The sequence below is a fragment of the Rouxiella sp. T17 genome, from assembly GCF_036663475.1.
Lineage (GTDB): Bacteria > Pseudomonadota > Gammaproteobacteria > Enterobacterales > Enterobacteriaceae > Rouxiella.
The window spans coordinates 24,841-46,601 of sequence record NZ_JAWUEA010000038.1; the positions used below are offsets into that span (position 1 = coordinate 24,841).

Consider the following 21,761-nt stretch of genomic DNA (forward strand, 5'->3'; position numbering starts at 1 on the left):
GTTATTCCCAGAAATCGCGCGCGGGATCGAGAACCGGACGGATAATGCCCGCGCGGATCGTGAAATCACCAAAGCCTTCGTCGGCTTCGCGCTCTTTGGCCCAGCGGCCGACCAGCTCGTCGATAATCGCCAGAATCTCTACGTCACTGATGTTTTCGCGATACATGCGCGGAATGCGCGTGCCTGCGCGGTTACCGCCCAGATGCAGGTTGTAGCGATTCATCGCCTTGCCGACCAGCCCGATTTCAGCCAGCAGCGCGCGGCCACAGCCGTTCGGGCAGCCCGTCACGCGCAGAACAATGTGCTCTTTGCCCACGCCGTGCTTATGCATGATCCCTTCCACGTGGGTCACAAACTCCGGCAGGAAGCGCTCGGCTTCGGCCATCGCCAGCGGACAAGTTGGATAAGAGACGCAGGCCATCGAGTTTTTACGCTGCTCGGTGAGGCCGTCGTCGATCAAACCGTGGTTACGCGCCAGCGCTTCGATGCGGTCTTTGTCTTTCTCGTCCACGCCCGCCACGATCAGATTCTGATTGGCAGTCAGGCGGAAATCGCCTTTGTGAACGCGGGCAATTTCGGCCAGCCCGGTTTTTAACGGACGGCCCGGATAATCCAGAATACGGCCATTTTCGATAAACAACGTCAGGTGCCACTGATTGTCGATACCTTTAACCCAGCCGATGCGATCGCCACGGGCGGTAAATTCGTAAGGACGCACCTCGCCAAAGGTGATACCGGCGCGCTTCTCGACTTCGGCCTTGAAGGTCTCGACGCCGACGCGCTCAAGCGTGTATTTGGTTTTGGCATTTTTACGATTGGTACGGTTGCCCCAATCGCGCTGCGTGGTGACCACGGCTTCTGCCACCGCGAGGGTGTTTTCCAGCGGAATAAAGCCCAGCTCGCTGGCGGTGCGCGCGTAGGTTGCCTTGTCGCCGTGGGCGATAGAAAGCCCGCCGCCGACCAGCACGTTAAAGCCCACCAGCTTGCCATTATCGGCGATTGCCACGAAGTTCAAATCATTGGCGTGCAGATCCACGTCGTTTTGCGGTGGAATCACCACGGTAGTTTTAAACTTACGCGGCAGATAGGTCGGCCCAAGGATCGGCTCTTCGTCGGTGGTTTCGACCTTCTCCTGATCCAGCCACACTTCGGCGTAGGCACGAGTGCGCGGCAATAAATGTTCGGAGAGTTTTTTCGCCCACTGCCAGGCTTCGAGATGCAGCTCGGACTCCACCGGATTTGAGGTGCAAAGCACATTACGGTTTACGTCGTTGGCGGTCGCCAGCGCGTCGAGGCCCAGCTTGTTCAGTAGCTGATGCACCGGTTTTACGTTCGGTTTCAAAATGCCGTGGAACTGGAACGTCTGACGGTTAGTGATACGAATGCTGCCGTACAGCGTGCTTTCTTCGGCAAATTTGTCGATGCCGAGCCACTGTTCCGGGGTCATCACGCCGCCCGGTAAACGGCAGCGCAGCATCATCGCGTGGCGCGGCTCAAGCTTCTGCTCGGCGCGTTCGGCGCGAATGTCGCGGTCGTCCTGCTGGTACATGCCGTGAAAACGGATCAGCAGGAAGTTGTCGCCGTTAAAGCCGCCGGTCAGGCCATCGGTCAAATCTTCTTTAATGGTGCCGCGCAGAAAATTGCTGTCAATTTTCAGACGTTCAGCGTCAGTCAATTTGCCTTCGACCACCAGTGGGCCAGGATGTTTTTCGTTCATAATTTCATTGCTCATTAGTAAACATCTCGCTGATAACGACGATCCATACGCAGGTCACTCAAATACTCGTCGGCGGCTTCCAGATCCATGCTGCCGTATTCGGCGATCACTTCAAGTAACGCCTGCTCGACATCTTTCGCCATCCGATTGGCGTCGCCGCAGACATAGACGTGCGCGCCTTCCTGCAACCATTGCCACACTTCGCGGCCCTTGGCGCGCAGTTTGTCCTGCACGTAGACTTTTTCCGCCTGATCGCGTGACCACGCCAGATCGATATTCGTTAGCAGGCCGTCTTTGACGTAGCGCTGCCATTCGACCTGATAGAGGAAATCGTCGGTAAAGTGCGGATTACCAAAGAACAGCCAGTTCTTGCCGCCTGCGCCGTCGTTATCGCGCTGCTGCATAAAGGCGCGGAACGGCGCGATGCCGGTGCCAGGCCCAATCATGATGACTGGCGCTTCAGGATCGGCAGGCAAACGGAAGTTGTCGTTGTGCTCGATGAACACGCGCACTTCGCCATCTTCCTCTAACCTGTCGGCCAGATAACCCGACGCGCCGCCCGTGCGTGGACGGCCATCGATGTCGTAACGCACCACGCCCACGGTAATGTGAACTTCCGTTTCCGTTTCCGCCTGCGAGGAGGCGATGGAATAGAGGCGCGGCGTCAGCGGACGCAGCAGGTCAATCAGCTGCTGCGGCTGTAATTCGGTTGGCGCGCGGCGCACCATGTCAACGAACGGCGTGTTGTGGGCGAAATGCTGAAGCGCGCTTTTATCGCTAATCAGCGCCAGCAGCTCGGCGTCACGACACACGGCGGCATATTTATCGACGATTACGGTGGTGTTCTGCGTCAGCTCGATATGGTGCTGTAACGCCTCGTTTAATGACAACGCTTTACCGTTGATCTCGACGAGCTCGTCGCCTTTCAGCCACAGCAGCTCTACCAGCTCTTTGACCAGCGCGGCATCATTTTCAAACCACACGCCCAGCGCGTCGCCCGGCTGGTAGCGCAGGCCGGAATCGCCTAAATCGATTTCAATGTGACGCACGTCTTTGTCAGAATCGCGGCCGGTAATCTTCTGATTCACCGCCAGCAACGCCGTCAGCGGCTGCTCTTTGCTGTAAGGACTGCTGTCGACCAGATTCACGCTGCCGGAAATATTGGCCGCCTGTGCCACCGGCGACTCGGCAGGAATGCGCTTTTTCAGCACGTCAACCACGTTGCTACACCACGCCGCCGCCTGCTCTTGATACTCAACGTCGGCATCGACGCGATCCAGCAGACGCTCGCCGCCCAGCTCGGCCAGACGGGTGTCAAAATCTTTCCCCGCCTGACAGAAGAATTCGTAAGAGGTGTCGCCCAGACCGAACACTGCAAAAGCGGTATCCGACATTTTCGGCGCTTTTTTGGAAAGCAGAAACTTGTGCAGCGCCACGGCTTCTTCCGCCGGTTCGCCTTCGCCCTGCGTGGACGCCACGATCACCAGCAGCTTTTCCTGCGCGATTTGCTTGAACTTGTAGTCGCCGGCGTTAACCAGATTAACGTTAAGTTTAGCGGCAACCAGCGCATCGCGCAGCTGTTCGGCCAAACGGCGCGCGTTGCCCGTTTGCGAAGCAGAAATAAGTGTCACGGACGCGGCCGCGGCAACGGGTGCAGGCGCTGCTACCGCGCCCGGCTGCTGGTTGGTCAATCCCCAGAAATAGCCTGAAAGCCAAGCCAATTGGGTCGGCGAATAGTCACCAATCGCCGATTGCAGCCGTGCCATTTGCTCCGGATTTAGGGGGAGCAAAGAAGTAGGAGGTGCCTGAGTCGTCATCGCGGTACGAATTCCCTTATTGCTTAAGTCGATAGTCTGTCGCTAATTAATCGTCTGTCGCTAATTAATAGTCTGTCGCTAGTTATTCGGAAAGAGTGCGGAACTTGTAAAGATTGCATAGCTTGTAAGGTTAACCAGCCAAATCATAACAATTAAATAAGTGATGGGAATATTAAATAACCATAACAACTAAGTGTTTTTTCCGGTTAAACCTATCGATAAAACTGTTAAAGCTATCAATTTAGGCTACTGAAATGACTAAGAAAAAAAGGCGGCGATTTTGGACGGCGATAAATAGAGGCTTATAAATGAGAAAGCCCCGCATTTGCAGGGCTGAAATTATTTTCACCATCGCCTTCACTTTCATGCGCTTGGCTTAACTTCTTTAGAGTTTTTAAGGATTGAACTCGTGGTGCTGCTCGAACTGCGCAAACTGACCGGCGGCATAAACAGACATTTTACTGCCGCTATGGCCGATATCCGGCAGCGCCACGAAATGCCAGTTAAAAGGCATGTAATTCTGTTCGGCCTGCTGCTGCGAGGTAGTAAAGAAACTTTCGGCGCGTTCGAGACGATTACTGCCCTGCGCCATCGCGCCTTTTGAGTGACGCAGAAGACGATTTTCAGGGTCATCGTCGTTCGCTCCCACCGCAATCAGAATCGGCTTGGCAAAATAGGCCGCCAGCTGAGTTTGCCCGACTTTTATCGGCGAGGCGCGCAGTCCGTAAGGCCAGCGCTGATCGGTATCGGGCAGCGTCCACCATCCGGCCGCCGCGCAGATAGCCGCTTTAACCTGTGGCTGAGGTAAAAGCGTCAGCGAGCGATGCACAAACTGGCAGCCCGCGCTGTTACCAAACAGGTAATATTGTGACTGCGTCGTAAGGCCCTGCTGATGCAACGCGTTAAAAATATCGTTGACCAGCGTGAAGCTCCACTGAGATTTCGGCAGGCGATGATGCGTTTTGGCATCCTGCGTATTGCCCAGATTGTAGCCGAAGCTGCCCGGGAAATCCTGCTCGGTGAAACGCGGCACCAGAATGCGAAAATGGTACTGATCGGCGACTTTTATCCAGTCATTGCGATAGGTCGAGGCATTGCGATCCACGCCTGTCATCACCATCACCACCGGCGAATTGGCATCCGTTCCGGCAGGCTGATAGGTGAAAACTTCCAGCGGCTTTTTAGTGCCTCCCGCCGGAAAATAAAAACTGCCCGTGCCGTCGGCCAGCGTTTTTATCACCACGGCAGTCGGTTTAGCCGCCACTTTCGGCGACGCGACGGCTGCCGTGGAAGAGGCAGAAGCGGGTTGAGTGGGTGATTGAGGAATAGAGGCAGGCGCAGATGCGGATTTCACCGGCAAAGCTTCGGCATTGACGGTAGCTGAAAAACTCAGCATCAAGGCGGCCCAACGCAGTGCTTTAATCATTCACTATCTCAATAGGTTAGTAGGCAACGCCTCACTTTAAGTGAAGGGGTCGTGCGGAGTAAAGCGGGAAAAGCGCAATATCTGCCTATTCATAGAGCAGATAACTCATGGCTTAACTGCCCGGTTTCCGTTAATATGCCGCGTTTTTTGCAGTCAACGAGACAGTGTCATGACCACTACATTATTTAAAGATTTTATGTTCGAAGCCGCTCATCACCTGCCTCACGTTCCAGCAGGGCATAAATGTGGCCGCCTGCATGGGCACTCTTTTGCCGTACGTCTGGAGATTACCGGCGACGTCGATCCGCATACTGGCTGGGTAATGGATTTCGCAGAGCTGAAAGCCGCTTTCGCCCCTACCCTCGACAGCCTCGACCACTATTATCTTAACGATATTCCTGGTCTTGAAAACCCGACCAGCGAAGTTCTGGCCGAGTGGATCTGGAACAAGATGAAACCTCAGCTTCCCCTGCTGAGCGCGGTGCGTATCAAAGAAACCTGCACCGCCGGCTGCGTCTATCGCGGCTAAAAACAAATCCCGATGAGCTGACACAGGTCAGTGATTCGGGTGAGTGAACGCCGCCACAGTGACAAGGGAAAAGAAAATCAGGCTATATTTAAGTACTTATGGGTTTGCATAGAGAGCCGCCAGTTTTTCGCGATGCACGTCGCGATACACAGTTTGGTGGCTTCTTCTTTCTGGCTGATTGGCTGTAGGGCGATGATTCGCGCCTTGTCGTCAGTCAGCGTTGCCAGTAACTCTTCCAACGCATCAATATCACGCTGACGGGCAACCGGATGCTTGATTTCGTCCGCGCGCTGCAACGCCTGCGGCAGAATGTCGTAGCCGCCGCGCATATTTACTTTTGGTGAAACCGTGACCCAGGTTTTGGCAGAACAGCGCACTTCATGCGTGCCGCTGGTTTCAATCTGGCAGCTGTAGCCTCTTTCTTCCAGCAGTTCGGTCAACGGCTGCAAATCATAGATGCACGGCTCGCCGCCGGTGATCACCACGTGTTTCGCCGTCCATCCCTGATTCTGAATGACCTGATGAAGCTGCTCGGCGGTGGCATTGCCCCACGCGTCGGTTTCTTCGGTTTTAACCAGGATACGCTGCATATCGACTTCACGATCGGCGAATTTTTCCCAGGTGTGTTTCGTATCGCACCAGCTGCATCCAACCGGACAGCCTTGCAAACGAATAAAAATAGCCGGCACGCCGGTAAAAAAGCCTTCCCCTTGCAGGGTTTCAAACATTTCGTTAATCGGGTACTGCATCGTTATCTCAAATTTAAGGAACCAGCACGCATTATCGCAGACATCCAGCCCCGCGCCAAATCAGGGGTGGCACCAAATGCCTGCAAGAAGCGTAAACCCGAGATTATTCAGCGATTATTAATTTGATGACGAATCTGACCCGTCTGAATCTGAGGCTTCCCAAGGCAAGTTGGCTGCGGGCCGATGCAAAACGCCCTTATTCACGAGATTTTTGGCTAACAGATTATTTGTGGCCGCCAGCAAAGATTGGTAATCCGCAATGCTGTCCGCATTACTGAGCACCACGGCGACGCGCCTCTCTTTATCCATGGCGACGTCATGGATCCAGTTATAAATCGCCTGTATTGCGCGGTGATTAATCACATTGACGGAGGGATCCATATCATGGGCGACGGTTAAGGGTTTAACCTCATAATCTTTTTGCGGCATCCCTACTCTTTTAAAAGCACCATTAATATTTTTAAGGAACTTATTAATGTAATGCTCACTTTGCCTCAGGATTTCATCAGAAGGTTTGGTAAATCTGTTCTTTTCGAGAAAGGTTCTAAAAATCATAATATCTTTTTCGAGTTCGAAACGAATTTTTTCTTCGAATAGTTCTGGATCTTCTATGAGTCTGAACCTGTTACTAAATTCAGATTGAACAAGCAAAAACTCATTATAATTCATTAACTCCAAATGGTTTTCATCCACTTCCTCAAGAGGGATTTTATTGTTTTTTTCGGAGTAATAATTCATCCTAAAATCAATTGTGCCTTCGCCTACCTCGAGATTGTCCATTTCATTGTAAATAAAGTCGGAAGTACAAAGGGCTTTTTTACCGAAAGGAACAGGACTTTCTTTAATATGACTAATTTCATGCAGCAACGTTTGTATCGAATTAACATAATAAAATATATTCGTCCCTTTCCAATCGTTATGGTTAACGATCGACAGGTATTGAATGTCGTAAGCACTCGCTTCTGAAACAAAAGCCAACAGTGGATTAACAACTTCCCCTGCCTTTTCCTCGACAAAAACCAACTTATTAAGACGCTCACCCTCTGCGGAATAATAATGAAGGTTATTTTTCGCATGCGCTATCGAACGTTTAAAAACGTCTACCTTCGCCGGAAGGTTTTCTTTGCCAAAGTAATTTTTAACAAATTTTCTGATATCACGACCGCTTAGCTTATCTAATTCATTTACTATGCTCGTTGCGCTGTTAAATACATCGCGAAGAGTTAAGGCTTCTCCGTTAATGACTCCCGCCGGCTGGTTTAATACCGCCTCTCCACGTGCCAGAATATTATAGTTATCTTTATCCAAATCATTGAGAAAAGCCTTTTCATCGGTTGTCATGCTGCTTAAAGGATCGGCAATAGATTCAGGCAGGCTCAGTTTTAGACTTTCAAGAGTTAACGTATTTGTTTGGCCGAAAGGTTCTGGCATTATCTCTGAGGAATCAGCAATAGTAACGCCGGCCTCTTGCAGCATTAAGTTGAGTTTCTGTTTGATGGCGGCAGGATTGGCGCCGCTTTCAAAGCGCAAAACTTTATTATTGGCCGACCAGGGATTCAAGATAACTACAGGCTCTTGAATTTTTTCCAGCGCAGAAGTGAGTTCAAGCGCGCTATATTCATGCGGGTCTAAAAAGGGTGCCGTGGTACCAAAGAATTTTCGCACGCTCTGCTTCGGAGAATATAACAGCGCAGTATGTTTACTCTCACCGCCGTGCGTAAGATCAAACACTATTAGGTTTTCATCAAATGCTCCGCTGCTTAGCAACTTATCGAGCAAAATATAGCTGTACTCTCTGGCCCCCGCGACAGCGCCTTTTAATGGCTGTCCGACATAATATTCATTGATGATTCTTGCCGTTCTCGCCTGCGCTTTAAAAATATCGGTTAACTGTTCGATAGGGACGTTATTCATCACCTGCTGGTGATACTGCTCTCTTATCGAATTGATCGCAACGTCGTGTAATAGATCCCGCACGCCCGCTCTATTTATTGGTACCAGCTGGAGCGCGTTACTCTCTATTTCAGCGAGTTTTTGTTCAACAACCTGCTGGGGATTAGGTGCTATGCGAGCCCGCTTAGCCACAGGTTCTGCCAATTCAGCGGAAGGCCCGGCCAAGCACGGATTATCGTCGGCGCGCTTTACGCGATGGCATAAAATGCTCTCTTCCAGCGTGAATTCGCCTCCTTCCTGATAGTGATAGTAACGAATCTCATGCCTGTTTCCGTGCTCATCGAGCAGGGTTAGCATAAATCTATTCGCGTTGTCTGCCGCCTGATCTACCTTAATATATTGCGCCACGCCTCGACGCGTATTGCCGGTATGAATGTAGATATCAGGACTATTTTCGCTGCGATAGACGTTTTTAAAGCCTGACAGCGTTAAAGCCCGATTGAAGGGATATTGCGGAGTCACTAACGCATTGGCCGGAAGCTCTTTAAATATCGGCGAGGTCACGCTGGCCGTTATCTGGCCGTGGGTTTGAGCAACAACTTGCCATTTACCGGCGTCTGCTTTCCACTCCAGCAGCGTCTGCTTATCGACAGGTTTATCCGTTTGCCTAATGGTGAAAAATCGCTCTTCTAGATGCCCTTCGATATATTCGCTGACGACTCGATTTAGGTTTACCGGGTCGCGCTTCAAGACTTCGAGATAATGTTTACCTGTCTCAGGTTGCAGCCAGACTTTACCTTCGGCACTCACTTTGCCATTCATGGCTAATACCGATTGTTCGCCCGCAGAGCGGCTCAATAACGCTTCAGGGATTTCAGACATTGATTTCGCCGTGAGATGACGATTACCTGACCAAAATTCACGCCATTCCCCCGTTCGAGGATCCCAATAGATTTTTCGTCCGGAACTGAGACTGAACGTTCCATCGGCGACATTCTGTTTTATGGGGTAAAACTTATCTTGCACCTTAATATGCAGCGCGGGCTTTTTACCGGCAGCATTGGAAATATGGGTCAGTCCGGTGGGAGGATGAATAACTTTCACTCCACCGCGCGCTGTTCGAGTCGGAATGGTGCGCAGATGATGAGAGAGCACGGGCGCTATTTTGAATGCCCGCGCTGCCGCCGCTTCGGGTGGCATAATAAAGTTGTTAGTTAGCCTCATCAGCCATTCACCGGGCGTTTCATAGCGCATTTTTTCAAATATTGTGCCGTCTAGGGTTTTGCCGACGGTTTGAGCCAACGAACCCGCCATAGCCACCAGCCCCGAGCCTAAATAAAGTGCCAGCCCGCCTATTCCATCTTGCCACGCCATTTTAAATAGCAGTTTGCTATCATCCATTCTTTTATCTCCCCAACGAATAATCGTCCCGGATATCGTCTCTCCCTGCGGCTTGGGTTCAACGATGACCATGGTTTGCCACGGCGTGCGCGGTTGCCCATCGTCGAGCTCACGCCTGTTACGTGACAATTTCGATTGCGCCTCATCGTCGCGAGTTAATAAAACGTGTTTATTCTTGAGATAATCGATCAGCACTTTATTTTCATCGGTGGCTGAGGTTAATTGAAAGGCCGCAAGCTGAAGTTTCAATGCCTCGAGGCTGTCACTCGGTTTATGTTCAAGGAAACTGGCAGAGGTTATCGGATTGGCATGGGCTGCCGGTGGCCATTGAGGAAAGTTTGTAAAAGCATTCCCTAGCTGAGTGGCAGCAGCATAAATCATATTTAGACGAAAAGACGGCAATGACGAGTGAGTCGATGACGGGGAAAGTGACACGTGATTAACATCGGCCGTTTTGGTTAGCGGAGACGATTGAGGTAAAGATAATCCTAATAAATACGGGGCATATTTTACGGCAACTTGTTTAACGGTTTGACAGACTTCGGTTTGATTCTGCGGCTCCCCTTTAATTAATTTAATATGCTCGTCGATAACCTGCCAATCATGAGGATCTATTTTTGAAAGGTTTTTATTACTGGCGAGCTGTTTATCGCTGACATTAGTTTTTAATAAGCAACCAAATTTCAAAAGAGGATGCGCTTTATCGTCATCATGTTTATTAGAAATTAATAAAGGTCGATTAATAATGGAAGGCGTAGTTATTATATTATTGGGCATATAACTGTCTCGATAGCATGAAACTCCATGGAGGAAGGCGTCAATAATAATTGCCGCCAGATTTTATGCCTATCTATAACCGCTTATAGTGACTTCACGACTGACTATTTATGCCCAGTTTGAGATTAAATTTTTAGAACTTTATTTTAAAATCAGGCATAAAAAAACCCGCCGAAGCGGGTTTCATGAAACAGGTAAGGATCAGAAATTACTGACCTTTAACTTCTTTCAGACCGTTGAACGGTGCTGAATCACCCAGCGCTTCTTCGATACGAATCAGCTGGTTGTATTTAGCAACACGGTCAGAACGGCTCATAGAACCTGTTTTGATCTGGCCTGCTGCAGTACCTACAGCCAGGTCAGCGATGGTTGCATCTTCAGTCTCGCCTGAACGGTGAGAGATGACCGCAGTGTAACCGGCATCTTTCGCCATCTTGATTGCAGCCAGCGTTTCGGTCAGAGAACCGATCTGGTTGAATTTGATCAGGATGGAGTTAGCGATACCTTTATCGATACCTTCTTTCAGAATCTTGGTGTTGGTGACGAACAGGTCGTCGCCCACCAGCTGGATTTTGTCGCCCAGTACTTTGGTCTGGTAAGCAAAACCATCCCAGTCAGATTCGTCCAGACCGTCTTCGATAGAAACGATTGGATACTGCTTGGTCAGGTCTTCCAGGAAGTGAGTGAACTCTTCTGAAGTGAAGGATTTGTTACCTTCGCCAGCCAGCACGTATTTGCCGTCTTTGTAGAATTCTGAAGCCGCGCAGTCCATCGCCAGAGTGATGTCTGTGCCCAGCTTGTAGCCTGCTGCTTCTACCGCTTCAGCGATAACAGCCAGAGCTTCGGCATTGGAACCCAGGTTTGGCGCGTAGCCACCTTCGTCACCTACAGCGGTGCCCATGCCTTTAGATTTCAGGACTTTAGCCAGAGTGTGGAAAACTTCAGAGCCCATACGAATGGCTTCTTTCAGGGTTTTCGCGCCAACAGGCTGAATCATGAACTCTTGAATGTCGACGTTGTTGTCGGCGTGCTCACCACCGTTGATGATGTTCATCATAGGCAGTGGCATAGAATATTTGCCCGGAGTGCCATTCAGTTCCGCAATGTGTGCGTACAGTGGCAGGCCTTTAGAGGCAGCAGCAGCTTTAGCAGCAGCCAGGGAAACAGCCAGAATCGCGTTGGCACCAAACTTGGATTTGTTTTCGGTACCGTCGAGCTCAATCATTACCTTGTCGATATTGGCCTGGTCTTTTGCGTCTTTGCCAAGCAAAGCCTGAGCGATAGGACCGTTAACCGCATCAACAGCTTTGGTTACGCCTTTACCCAAGTAACGAGATTTATCACCGTCACGCAATTCCAGAGCTTCGCGAGAACCAGTTGATGCGCCGGATGGTGCAGCAGCCAGACCGACGAAACCGCCTTCCAGATGAACTTCAGCTTCTACAGTCGGGTTACCACGGGAGTCGATAATTTCGCGACCGAGCACTTTAACGATTTTGGACATTAGGATTTCCTCAGTACAAGTTAACTAAAGCTTCGGACGCCGAGACGATAGGTCGTCCCGGCATCGTGTATTTTATTTTACCTGACGCTTCTGATACTCACCGGCTGCCTTCACAAAGCCTGCAAACAACGGATGACCATCACGCGGCGTTGACGTAAATTCCGGGTGGAACTGGCAAGCGACATACCACGGATGGTTTGGCAGCTCGATAATTTCCACCAGTTGCTTATCGCCAGAGCGACCCGCTACGCGCAAACCTGCAGCTTCGATTGGTTTCAGCAGCATGTTGTTTACTTCATAACGGTGACGATGACGTTCAACAATCGTCGGCTCGCCGTACATCTGACGAACCAGGCTACCTTCGGTCAGGTGACATTGCTGTCCGCCAACACGCATGGTTCCGCCTAAATCACTCTCTTCGGAACGTACTTCTACGTTACCGTTTTCATCGCGCCATTCGGTAATCAGTGCCACAACAGGGAATTTGCAGTCTGGCACGAACTCGGTGGAGTTCGCGTCTTCCATGCCAACCACGTTGCGGGCAAATTCCATCAGCGCAACCTGCATACCCAGACAAATGCCGAGGTAAGGAATGTTGTTCTCACGCGCATAACGCGCGGTCATCAACTTGCCTTCTACGCCGCGATAACCGAAACCGCCCGGGATCAGGATAGCATCCAGATCTTTCAGCATTTCGACACCACGGGTTTCAACGTCTTGCGAGTCGATAAGCTTGATGTTCACGGTCAGGCGGTTTTTCAGGCCTGCGTGTTTCAGCGCTTCGATAACTGATTTGTAAGCATCCGGCAGCTCGGTATATTTACCGACCATACCGATGTTCACTTCGCCGCCCGGGTTGGCTTCTTCGTAGATAACCTGTTCCCATTCGGCCAGATCGGCTTCTTTGCACTCAAGGTTGAAACGCTTGCAAATATAGTCGTCGAGACCCTGAGATTTCAATAGTGCCGGAATTCTATAAATAGAATCAACGTCTTTCAGTGAAATAACTGCTTTTTCAGGCACGTTACAGAACAGCGCGATCTTCGCACGTTCGTTGGCCGGAACTGCACGGTCTGAACGGCAAATCAGCACGTCTGGCTGAATACCGATAGAGAGCAGCTCTTTGACCGAGTGCTGGGTAGGTTTGGTTTTGACTTCACCCGCAGCCGCCATGTAAGGCACCAGCGTCAGGTGCATGTACAGGGTGTGCTCGCGACCCACGTCAACCGCCATCTGGCGAATCGCTTCGAGGAACGGCAGGGATTCGATATCGCCTACAGTACCGCCGATTTCGACCAGCACCACGTCGTGGCCTTCGCCACCTGCAATGATGCGCTCTTTAATCGCGTTGGTGATGTGCGGGATTACCTGAATGGTCGCGCCGAGATAATCGCCACGGCGCTCTTTGCGCAGGACGTCGGAGTAAATACGACCGGTAGTGAAGTTGTTACGGCGGGTCATTTTGGTGCGAATGAAACGTTCGTAGTGACCCAGATCGAGATCTGTTTCAGCCCCATCTTCTGTTACGAAGACTTCACCATGCTGGGTTGGGCTCATGGTACCCGGATCCACGTTGATGTAGGGATCGAGCTTCATGATGGTAACGTTCAAACCACGGGCTTCGAGAATAGCCGCCAATGAGGCTGCGGCAATGCCTTTACCCAGAGAGGATACAACCCCGCCGGTCACAAAAATATAATTAGTTGTCATGCTGAACCTGAGAGGTTAGGTTTAAAGACGATGGAATAACCAAGACGGGAAAATAGTATACCCGAACCTTGTGTGCGCCACAAACAATCGTTTTACTCTCATCACCTGTCGACCCTCTGGCAACCCCTCGCCCGTATACTTTGGGTCTTAACATGAAAAATCCCTTATAAAACAAGTATATATTTGCAAAATTTACTGTTTTTTGCCGTTCTGGGCACAAAAAAGCTGATGTAATTCAATTTATTATATTTTTGACGGCGACCGTAAACTCATCAACCCGCGCTATGTTACCCGCCTGAGATTTCGACAATTTGATATCGATCACGGCGGGGCAAAGTTTTTTTAACGTCAGATCACTGCGCGCTTTTTTCCAGCGTTTTAACCTGTTGCCACGCCGCTTCCATTTGCTCCAGCGTCGCGTCTTCCATTTTCAGGCCACTGTCTTGAATAATCTGTTCAACCTGTCGAAAACGACGTTCGAACTTTTTATTCGCCGCCTGCAATGCGCCTTCTGCCTTGTGGCCCAAATGACGCGAAAGATTGACGGTGGCGAACAGCATATCGCCAATCTCTTCGCCGAGTTTGTCTTGATCGATAACCGCCTGCGTGGCCTCGAACATCACCTCGTCGATCTCTTCGTAAACTTTTTCGAGTACCGGACCCAGCGTGGTCCAGTCAAAGCCGACGTTGGCGCAGCGTTTTTGAATCTTGTGCGCTTTCATTAACGCTGGCAGGTTGCCGGGAATATCGTCGAGCGCCGAAAACTGCGCCTTTTCAGCCCGTTCCAGAATCTTGCCCTTTTCCCAATCCGCCAGCACCTGCTCTTTGTTTTTGAGCGTGGTTTCGCCTTGCTGATTGAAGATGTGCGGATGACGATGCTCCAGCTTGTCGGCTATCGCAGTGCAGACGTCGTCAAAATCAAACATGCCCTGCTCCCGGGCCATCTGTGCATAAAACACCACCTGAAACAGCAAATCACCCAGCTCGCCGCGCAGATCGTCATAGTCTTTGCGATCGATGGCATCCAGCACTTCATACGCCTCTTCCAGCGTGTAAGGCGCGATGGTTTCAAAGCTCTGCGCCTTGTCCCACGGACAGCCTTCAATCGGGTCACGCAGGGTTTCCATCAGCTTAAGAAGGCGTTGCATTGGCAGTGAAGAATTCATCAGGCTTTCCATGACGTTAATAAATAAAAAAATTAGTAAGTTAATTAATACTGCATCTTCAAAGTAATTGGAGTTGTAGCAAGGCGGCAAGCGAGTGAATCCCCAGGAACTTACATGAGTAAGTGACTGGGGTGAGCAAACGCAGCAGACGCCGCTGCAGCTTCAAGAACGAAGAAGATTAACTTCCGTGTAAACGTTTGGCGTCAATTACGTCAGGTAACTGATTTAATTTGGCGATAACGCGACTCAGCACCTGCGGGTTATAAATTTCGATATCCATATCAATGGTCGCCAGCATGTTTTTGGTGTCGCTGCGGCTGGCTACGCCCAGCACGTTGACCTTTTCGTTGGCCAAAATCGTGGTGATATCACGCAGCAGACCGCTTCTGTCGTTAGCCACGACGCGCAGCACCAGCGAGTAGCCGCTGGAGTAGCTTTCGCCCCACACGGCGTCGACGATACGTTCCGGCGCGTGCGATTTGAGATCTTCCAGCTGGTCGCAGTCGGCGCGGTGAATCGAAATTCCGCGTCCCTGAGTGATGAAACCGATAATCTCGTCGCCCGGAATCGGCTGGCAGCAGCGCGCGATGTGGTGCATCAGATTGCCTACGCCTTCGACGACTACGCGGCCATTATCTTTCGCGTTCGTGCGCGACGGGGCCCGCGTCGATTTTTGCGTCAGCTGGCGCAGCGCCTCTTCGTCCAGCTCTTCGGCACTCGGCTTCTTCAGCTGAGACTGCAGATAGTTCGCCATCTGATTGAGACGAATATCGCCGTTGCCGATCGCCGCCAGCAATTCGTCGAGCGAATTGAAGTTATAGCGCGGCAGCAGCAGCTTTTCGGCATCTTTCAGGTTGATGTCCAGCTTATCGAGCTCGTCATCAAGAATTTGCTTGCCGGCAATAATATTCTTGTCGCGGTCCTGCTTGCGGAACCAGTTTTGAATCTTCGAGCGGCCACGGCTGGTGGTGATATAACCCAGACTCGGGTTCAGCCAGTCGCGACTCGGATTCGGGTGCTTCTGGGTAATGACCTCAATCTGGTCGCCCATTTGCAGCTGATAGCTGAACGGCACGATACGGCCGCCAATCTTGGCGCCGATGCAGCGGTGACCGACATCGCTGTGAATGTGATAGGCGAAATCCAGCGGCGTCGAGCCGGTTGGCAAGTCGACCACGTCGCCCTTCGGCGTAAACACGTAGACGCGATCGTCGAACACCTGACTGCGCACTTCGTCGAGCATTTCGCCCGAATCGGCCATCTCTTCCTGCCACGCAATCAGCTTGCGCAGCCACGCAATACGGCCTTCGTAGCCGCCGCTGCGTCCGCCCACAACCGCCGTACCTTCTTTATATTTCCAGTGCGCGGCCACGCCCAGCTCGGCGTCTTCATGCATCTGGCGGGTACGAATCTGCACTTCAAGCGTTTTACCGCGCGGGCCTAAAACCACCGTGTGAATCGACTGATAGCCGTTCGGCTTCGGGTTCGCGACGTAGTCGTCAAACTCGTCGGGCAGATGACGGAAATGGGTATGCACGATACCGAGCGCGGCGTAGCAATCTTGCAGCCGTTCAACCACCACGCGTACGGCGCGGACGTCAAACAGCTCGTCGAAAGAGAGCGATTTTTTCTGCATCTTGCGCCAGATGCTGTAGATGTGTTTCGGACGTCCGTAAACGTCGACCTTAATGCCCTCTTCCGCCATCGCGTTGCGCACGGTAGAGACGAAATCATCAATGTACTGCGCGCGGTCAATACGACGCTCGTGCAGCAGCTTGGCGATGCGTTTGTATTCATCGGGATGCAGATAACGGAAGCAGAAATCCTCCAGCTCCCATTTTAACTGACCAATACCGAGGCGGTTGGCGAGCGGCGCATAGATGTTGGTACACTCTTTGGCGGCCAGCACGCGCTCTTCTTCGGGCGCGTCTTTGACCTCGCGCAGATGGGCGATACGTTCGGCAAGCTTAAGCACCACGCAGCGGAAATCTTCGACCATCGCCAGCAGCATGCGTCGAACGTTATCGACCTGCTCGGAGGCCATGGAGTCATTTTGCGTAGCCTTGAGCTGGCGGATGGCGTCCATGTCTCGCACGCCGTGCACCAGATAGGTGATTTCCTTGCCGAAATCTTTGGTCAGCGTCTCTTCGTCGATGACGTCGTCATTGACCAGCGGGAACAGCAGCGCCGCGCGCATGCTGTCGTTGTCCATACTCAGCGTAGAGAGGATTTCGACCATCTCCAGGCCGCGCCACAGCAGCAGCGAAGCATCTGGATGCCCCTGAGTTTGTTGTTCGCAGTAGCGCCAGGTTGCAGCTAAACGTTCACATGATTCTTGACTGGAGATGCCTAAAGTCGTGATCCACTCGTCAAGCGCAAATTCGCCAGCCGTATTCAAATGCGCACTTCGTACCGCAACCATAACCTCTCCCTACGTTTCTGGTATACCCATCGAGCCTAACGCTGTCCCTCCCGCGGCGGGTTTCGACCTGTCGTCATGACCTGTCGTTAATGAGACGTTTCGTTAAACGCGAGTCGTTATCTTGCCCATTCACTCTCGGCGTGGCAACTGTTACCCGTTAGGCCAGCTGCATTATAATACTTATATTGGAGAGTCGGCGCTTAGACGCCAGCAGCCACACAGAGTAGAATTGGGACAGTGTCCCTTGCTGACTGGTTCATAAAATTTAACTCCGTTGGCGCAAAAGCGTGTCGTTTTGAGAAAACTTCCAGTCTTGCGCACATTGCCTGGACGTAGCCCGCATCGTGCCTGAACGAAGCTTGCGTCGTGCTTGGACGTAGCTAGCAAAGTGCTTGAACAGTAGCTCGCGTTGCGCCTGAAGTGTCTGGCTTGGCAATATTTTGAATTCTCCCACATTGGAACCTCATGACCAAATATAGCCTGCGGGCAAGGATGATGATTTTAATTCTGGCACCCACGCTGATGATGGGTTTGCTGCTCAGCACCTTCTTTGTCGTGCACCGCTACAACGAGCTGCAAAATCAGTTGATCGACTCAGGTGCCAGCATTATAGAACCTTTAGCGGTAGCCAGTGAGTACGGAATGACCTATCGCGAGCGAACGCCTATCACACGGCTAATAAATCGCCTGCATCGCACGCATTCGGACATCGTGCGCGCCGTCTCCGTCTATGACGCCAATAACCAGCTTTTTGCCTCTTCCAACTCGCTACGTGACCCCGAACTGTTGCAGGTTGCCGCCGGCGAGCCTCTCCCGCAGGCGCTTACCCAGCTGCGTTACGGCGATTCAATTATTCTGCGCACGCCCATTCTGGCCGAAAATCACACCGCCGCCGATGACAGCACCTTCCGCGCTACGGCCGAGCGCAATCTGGGATACATCGCCATCGAGCTTGATCTCGGCGCGGTGCGCCTGCAGCAATATCAGGAGGCGTTTGTCTCTACGCTGTTCCTGCTGCTGTGCCTCCTCATCGCCATGCTGTTTGCTTATCGGCTGATGCGCGACGTGACCGGGCCTATCCGCAACATGGTCAATACTGTGGATAGAATTCGCCGTGGGCAGCTCGACAGCCGCGTTGAAGGCAACATGCTCGGCGAATTAAGCATGCTGAAAAACGGCATCAACTCGATGGCGATGTCGCTGACCGCCTATCACGAAGAGGTGCAGCAAAATATCGATCAGGCCACCTCTGACCTGCGCGAAACGCTGGAGCAGATGGAGATTCAAAACGTCGAGCTTGATCTGGCGAAAAAGCGCGCGCAGGAAGCGGCCCGCATCAAATCCGAGTTTCTGGCCAATATGTCGCACGAGCTGCGCACCCCGCTTAATGGCGTGATCGGCTTTACCCGCCAAACGCTGAAAACACCGCTTTCGCCGACGCAAACCGACTATCTGCAAACCATCGAACGTTCGGCCAATAATTTGCTGACTATCATTAATGACGTGCTCGATTTCTCCAAACTCGAGGCGGGCAAGCTGGTGCTGGAGCACATTCCGTTTTCGCTGCGTGAAATGCTCGACGAAGTGGTGATTCTTTTGGCCCATAGCGCCCACGACAAAGGTCTCGAGCTGACGATAAACGTGCACAATAACGTGCCCGAACAGGTACTTGGCGACCCCATGCGTCTACAGCAGGTGGTCACTAACTTACTCGGTAACGCGATTAAATTCACCGAAAATGGCAACATTGATATCAATGTGGAATTGCGCTCGCAAAACAATTTGCAAGTCGAACTCGAGATGCAAATTCATGACACGGGTATCGGTATTTCCGAGCATCAGCAGTCGCAGCTGTTTCAGGCTTTTCGTCAGGCCGATGCCAGCATTACCCGTCGTCACGGCGGCACCGGGCTTGGGCTGGTCATTACCCAGCGGCTGGTCAAAGAAATGGGCGGCGATATCAGCTTCTACAGCCAGCTGGCGCGCGGCTCGACCTTCTGGTTCCATATCACGCTGGAACTAAACGAGAATCACGCAAGGCCGCCGGTTTCGATGGCCTGTCTGCAAGGCAAAAAGCTGGCCTATATCGAGGCCAATCCGACCGCCAGCAAGGCCGTCAATGAAATGCTCGCCACCACGCCGGCCGAGGTAATGCATCGCACCAGCCACACGTTACTGACCGACGCGCACTACGATCTGATTATTTACGGCATGCCCATCAAGCTGAATCATCATTTGCAGGACTACGAATCTCACTTGCAGCAGCTGCTCGGCCAGTGCAACCGGCTGATTCTTGCGTTGCCAAGCCAGTTCCAGATTTCGGCGGAGCAACTGAAAAATAAAGGGGTTTACGCCTGTCTCAGCAAGCCTCTTTCCAGCGTGCGCCTGCTGCCTTATCTGCTTGAAAACGCCCAGTTGATTGATGATAAAACCGGTAATCGTCGCGGCGCGCGCCTGCCGATGACGGTGATGGCAGTCGATGATAATCCCGCCAACCTGAAGCTGATTGGCGCGCTGCTTGAAGAGCTGGTGGAAACGACGCTGCTTTGCAACAGCGGCGAAGAGGCTATCGAGCTGGCGAGAAACGTCAGTATGGATCTGATTTTGATGGATATTCAGATGCCAAAAATCGACGGCATTCGCACCAGCGAGCTGATCCGCCTGTTTCCGCATCACAGTAAAACGCCGATTGTCGCCGTCACCGCCCACTCGCTAAGTGGGGAGCGGGAGCAGTTTATCAAGGCCGGCATGGAAGATTATCTGTCGAAACCTATCGACGAGGCGATGCTGAAAGTCTTGCTGGCGCGCCATCATTCCCTGCAAACGCCGACGACTCACGCAGCTGAACCCGTGCTTGAAAAAGTCGCGGAGCTGGCGTCGCAAAAGACGCTGGATTGGCCGTTGGCATTACGTCAATCTGCCAATAAAGAGGCGCTGGCCAATGAGTTGCTGCAAATGCTGATTGCGTTTTTACCCGAAGTCAGCGAACGCGTGAACGCGCTGACTCGCGGCGAAAAGGACGACGATATTCTCGCGCTTATCCACAAACTGCACGGCAGTTGCAGCTACAGCGGCGTGCCGCGTTTAAAACAGCTCTGTTTTTATATCGAACAGCAGCTGCGTAAAAACGTCTCCGTCGAGGCGCTCGAACCCGAATGGTACGAACTCCTCGACGAAATCGGCAACGTCACCCGCGAGGCCAACGCGCACTTACAGCGTTAAATTTCTGTGTTTACCAAGCAGCACGCGATAGATTTCGTGCGGTAGGAAGGCGTAGCTAGAACCAGGTGGAGACAATTCCGGTGACATCAAACTGTTCATTAATAAGCAGCAGCTGACGCCATTTATCGAAGGTCAGGCACGGGTGCGAAATATCAAACGCCAGCATGTCGCCGACCTTGATATCGGCCCCTTCCGGAATCGACATAAACGCGTGCTGGTCCATCATGGTGAAGATTTTCCACTCCTCGGGCGCGGGAACCACGGCGGCGTAGGCCGGATGCTGCGCGCTTTGCGGACGATAATGATGGCTGGCGATCGGAAAACCGGCGTCCGACGAGGAATCACGTTTGCCTAGCCCGATAATCGCGCGGCCCGGCTCGGGCAATGACTGCACGTAGGCCCAAACCTGCAACGCAGGCAGCAGGCTGAAATTCATTTCGCGCGCCACCGGATTTTCCTGTTTGATGCGCGCGGCGGCGTGCAGATAACCGCCGACGTCGTGAGTAAGATAACAGCCCGGGCGCAGAATCACGTCGAGAGCAAAGCGTCGTGCGCCATCAAGATGACTGCCCGCGCGGCTAAACTCCTCGGCCACCACGTCATACCACGCTGACCCCGCGCCAGAAAGAATCACCTCGGACTCTCTGAAATTTCCCGCCTCCGCCAACGACTGCGCGCGGCTAATAACGTGTTGCAGAAAAGCGCGGATCGGCGCTTCTTCGTTTACTACACCTTCATAAAGCTCGACGCCCACCAGCGAAATTGAGTGCGGCCAGCGCGCAATCGCCTCAAGCACGGCGTTTTCCTGCGAAAGCGTGCGAATCCCCGTTCTTCCGCCCTGCAAGCCAAACTCAATCAAAATACGCAGCGTCTGCCCGTGTTCGGCAAAGAATGCCCCCAGCGCGTCAACGTTATCGGCGGAATCGACAATACAGACAAATTCAAAGGCGGCGTCTTGCTGCATCAGGTTAGCAATAATCGCCATATTCGCTTTACCGATCAGCTGGTTAGCCATCAACACTTTGCGCACGCCAAAGGCAAATCCGGCCTCAACCTGTGGCGCGGTGGCGAGCGTAATGCCCCACGCGCCTGCGTCGGTCTGCATCTTGAACAGTTCGGGGCTCATGGTCGTTTTGCCGTGCGGCGCGAGTTTGACCTGATAACGGTCGATAAACTCCTGCATCCACGCCAGATTGTGCTGGATTTTCTCTTCCGACAGCACGGCAACGGGCAGGCTGACCTGCTCTTTGAGAATGTTCCAACCCTGCGCGGCGATGTCGCCCATCACGGCGTCGGCGGCCAAAGTACCTAGCCCTTTGGTGTGCGTATTAGCCGGTTGGCTGGCAAAAAAATGCTCTGACATGTTGAGTTCTCTTGAAGGAATTTGCTTCAAAACTAACCTAAAAAAAGAGGCGGGGAAACTGCTTT

Annotated in this window: 12 protein-coding genes; 2 read left to right on the top strand and 10 right to left on the bottom strand. The window is 52.2% G+C overall.

Annotation, left to right across the window (positions count from 1 at the left end):
* Position 1 precedes the first annotated feature (1 nt).
* From cysI to SC206_RS16635, 3 genes are all read right to left on the bottom strand, one after another.
* Positions 2-1,717 carry an assimilatory sulfite reductase (NADPH) hemoprotein subunit gene (gene cysI, locus SC206_RS16625; protein ID WP_332739165.1) on the bottom strand — a complete coding sequence of 572 codons (1,716 nt, stop codon included), beginning with the start codon at positions 1,715-1,717 and terminating at the stop codon, positions 2-4.
* 14 nt (positions 1,718-1,731) lie between these two features.
* On the bottom strand, positions 1,732-3,534 hold the full coding sequence (gene cysJ, locus SC206_RS16630) for an NADPH-dependent assimilatory sulfite reductase flavoprotein subunit (RefSeq protein WP_332738823.1): 1,803 nt from the start codon (positions 3,532-3,534) through the stop codon (positions 1,732-1,734).
* A 394-nt stretch (positions 3,535-3,928) separates the two neighbouring features.
* Positions 3,929-4,960 (bottom strand): hypothetical protein, encoded by a 1,032-nt coding sequence (locus SC206_RS16635; protein ID WP_332738826.1) that lies wholly within the window; start codon positions 4,958-4,960, stop codon positions 3,929-3,931.
* A gap of 169 nt (positions 4,961-5,129) precedes the next feature.
* On the opposite strand from SC206_RS16635, the gene queD reads away from it, so the two are divergent.
* A complete protein-coding gene (queD, locus tag SC206_RS16640; protein ID WP_332738829.1) occupies positions 5,130-5,489 on the top strand; it encodes a 6-carboxytetrahydropterin synthase QueD in 360 nt (119 codons plus the stop codon).
* Between the two features lie 77 nt (positions 5,490-5,566).
* Here queD and queE read toward each other — a convergent pair whose 3' ends face one another.
* The 6 genes from queE to relA all read right to left on the bottom strand — a co-directional run bounded on the left by queE (position 5,567) and on the right by relA (position 17,111).
* A complete protein-coding gene (queE, locus tag SC206_RS16645) occupies positions 5,567-6,238 on the bottom strand; it encodes a 7-carboxy-7-deazaguanine synthase QueE (protein WP_332738831.1) in 672 nt (223 codons plus the stop codon).
* 117 nt (positions 6,239-6,355) lie between these two features.
* Positions 6,356-10,309 carry a hypothetical protein gene (locus SC206_RS16650; protein WP_332738833.1) on the bottom strand — a complete coding sequence of 1,318 codons (3,954 nt, stop codon included), beginning with the start codon at positions 10,307-10,309 and terminating at the stop codon, positions 6,356-6,358.
* 208 nt (positions 10,310-10,517) lie between these two features.
* Positions 10,518-11,813, bottom strand: a complete 1,296-nt coding sequence (gene eno / locus SC206_RS16655; protein WP_332738835.1) for a phosphopyruvate hydratase — start codon at positions 11,811-11,813, stop codon at positions 10,518-10,520.
* 72 nt (positions 11,814-11,885) lie between these two features.
* Positions 11,886-13,523, bottom strand: a complete 1,638-nt coding sequence (gene pyrG / locus SC206_RS16660) for a glutamine hydrolyzing CTP synthase (protein ID WP_332738837.1) — start codon at positions 13,521-13,523, stop codon at positions 11,886-11,888.
* Positions 13,524-13,876: 353 nt separating this feature from the next.
* Positions 13,877-14,689 carry a nucleoside triphosphate pyrophosphohydrolase gene (gene mazG / locus SC206_RS16665; protein WP_332738839.1) on the bottom strand — a complete coding sequence of 271 codons (813 nt, stop codon included), beginning with the start codon at positions 14,687-14,689 and terminating at the stop codon, positions 13,877-13,879.
* A gap of 178 nt (positions 14,690-14,867) precedes the next feature.
* Positions 14,868-17,111, bottom strand: a complete 2,244-nt coding sequence (relA, locus tag SC206_RS16670; RefSeq protein WP_332738841.1) for a GTP diphosphokinase — start codon at positions 17,109-17,111, stop codon at positions 14,868-14,870.
* A gap of 465 nt (positions 17,112-17,576) precedes the next feature.
* Here relA and barA point away from each other — a divergent pair, with 465 nt between their 5' ends.
* A complete protein-coding gene (gene barA, locus SC206_RS16675; RefSeq protein ID WP_332738843.1) occupies positions 17,577-20,333 on the top strand; it encodes a two-component sensor histidine kinase BarA in 2,757 nt (918 codons plus the stop codon).
* A 55-nt stretch (positions 20,334-20,388) separates the two neighbouring features.
* Here the strand turns inward: barA and SC206_RS16680 are convergent, their stop codons facing one another.
* The gene (locus tag SC206_RS16680; RefSeq protein WP_332738845.1) at positions 20,389-21,696 is read right to left on the bottom strand and encodes an amino acid deaminase; all 1,308 of its coding nucleotides are present in this window, start codon (positions 21,694-21,696) and stop codon (positions 20,389-20,391) included.
* Positions 21,697-21,761: the final 65 nt, after the last annotated feature.

Bases quoted from the DNA above. Each gene is read 5' to 3' on its own strand.
- cysI (WP_332739165.1), bottom strand. From the start codon at position 1,717: ATGAACGAAAAACATCCTGGCCCACTGGTGGTCGAAGGCAAATTGACT.
- cysJ (WP_332738823.1), bottom strand. From the start codon at position 3,534: ATGACGACTCAGGCACCTCCTACTTCTTTGCTCCCCCTAAATCCGGAG.
- SC206_RS16635 (WP_332738826.1), bottom strand. From the start codon at position 4,960: ATGATTAAAGCACTGCGTTGGGCCGCCTTGATGCTGAGTTTTTCAGCT.
- queD (WP_332738829.1), top strand. From the start codon at position 5,130: ATGACCACTACATTATTTAAAGATTTTATGTTCGAAGCCGCTCATCAC.
- queE (WP_332738831.1), bottom strand. From the start codon at position 6,238: ATGCAGTACCCGATTAACGAAATGTTTGAAACCCTGCAAGGGGAAGGC.
- SC206_RS16650 (WP_332738833.1), bottom strand. From the start codon at position 10,309: ATGCCCAATAATATAATAACTACGCCTTCCATTATTAATCGACCTTTA.
- eno (WP_332738835.1), bottom strand. From the start codon at position 11,813: ATGTCCAAAATCGTTAAAGTGCTCGGTCGCGAAATTATCGACTCCCGT.
- pyrG (WP_332738837.1), bottom strand. From the start codon at position 13,523: ATGACAACTAATTATATTTTTGTGACCGGCGGGGTTGTATCCTCTCTG.
- mazG (WP_332738839.1), bottom strand. From the start codon at position 14,689: ATGAATTCTTCACTGCCAATGCAACGCCTTCTTAAGCTGATGGAAACC.
- relA (WP_332738841.1), bottom strand. From the start codon at position 17,111: ATGGTTGCGGTACGAAGTGCGCATTTGAATACGGCTGGCGAATTTGCG.
- barA (WP_332738843.1), top strand. From the start codon at position 17,577: ATGACCAAATATAGCCTGCGGGCAAGGATGATGATTTTAATTCTGGCA.
- SC206_RS16680 (WP_332738845.1), bottom strand. From the start codon at position 21,696: ATGTCAGAGCATTTTTTTGCCAGCCAACCGGCTAATACGCACACCAAA.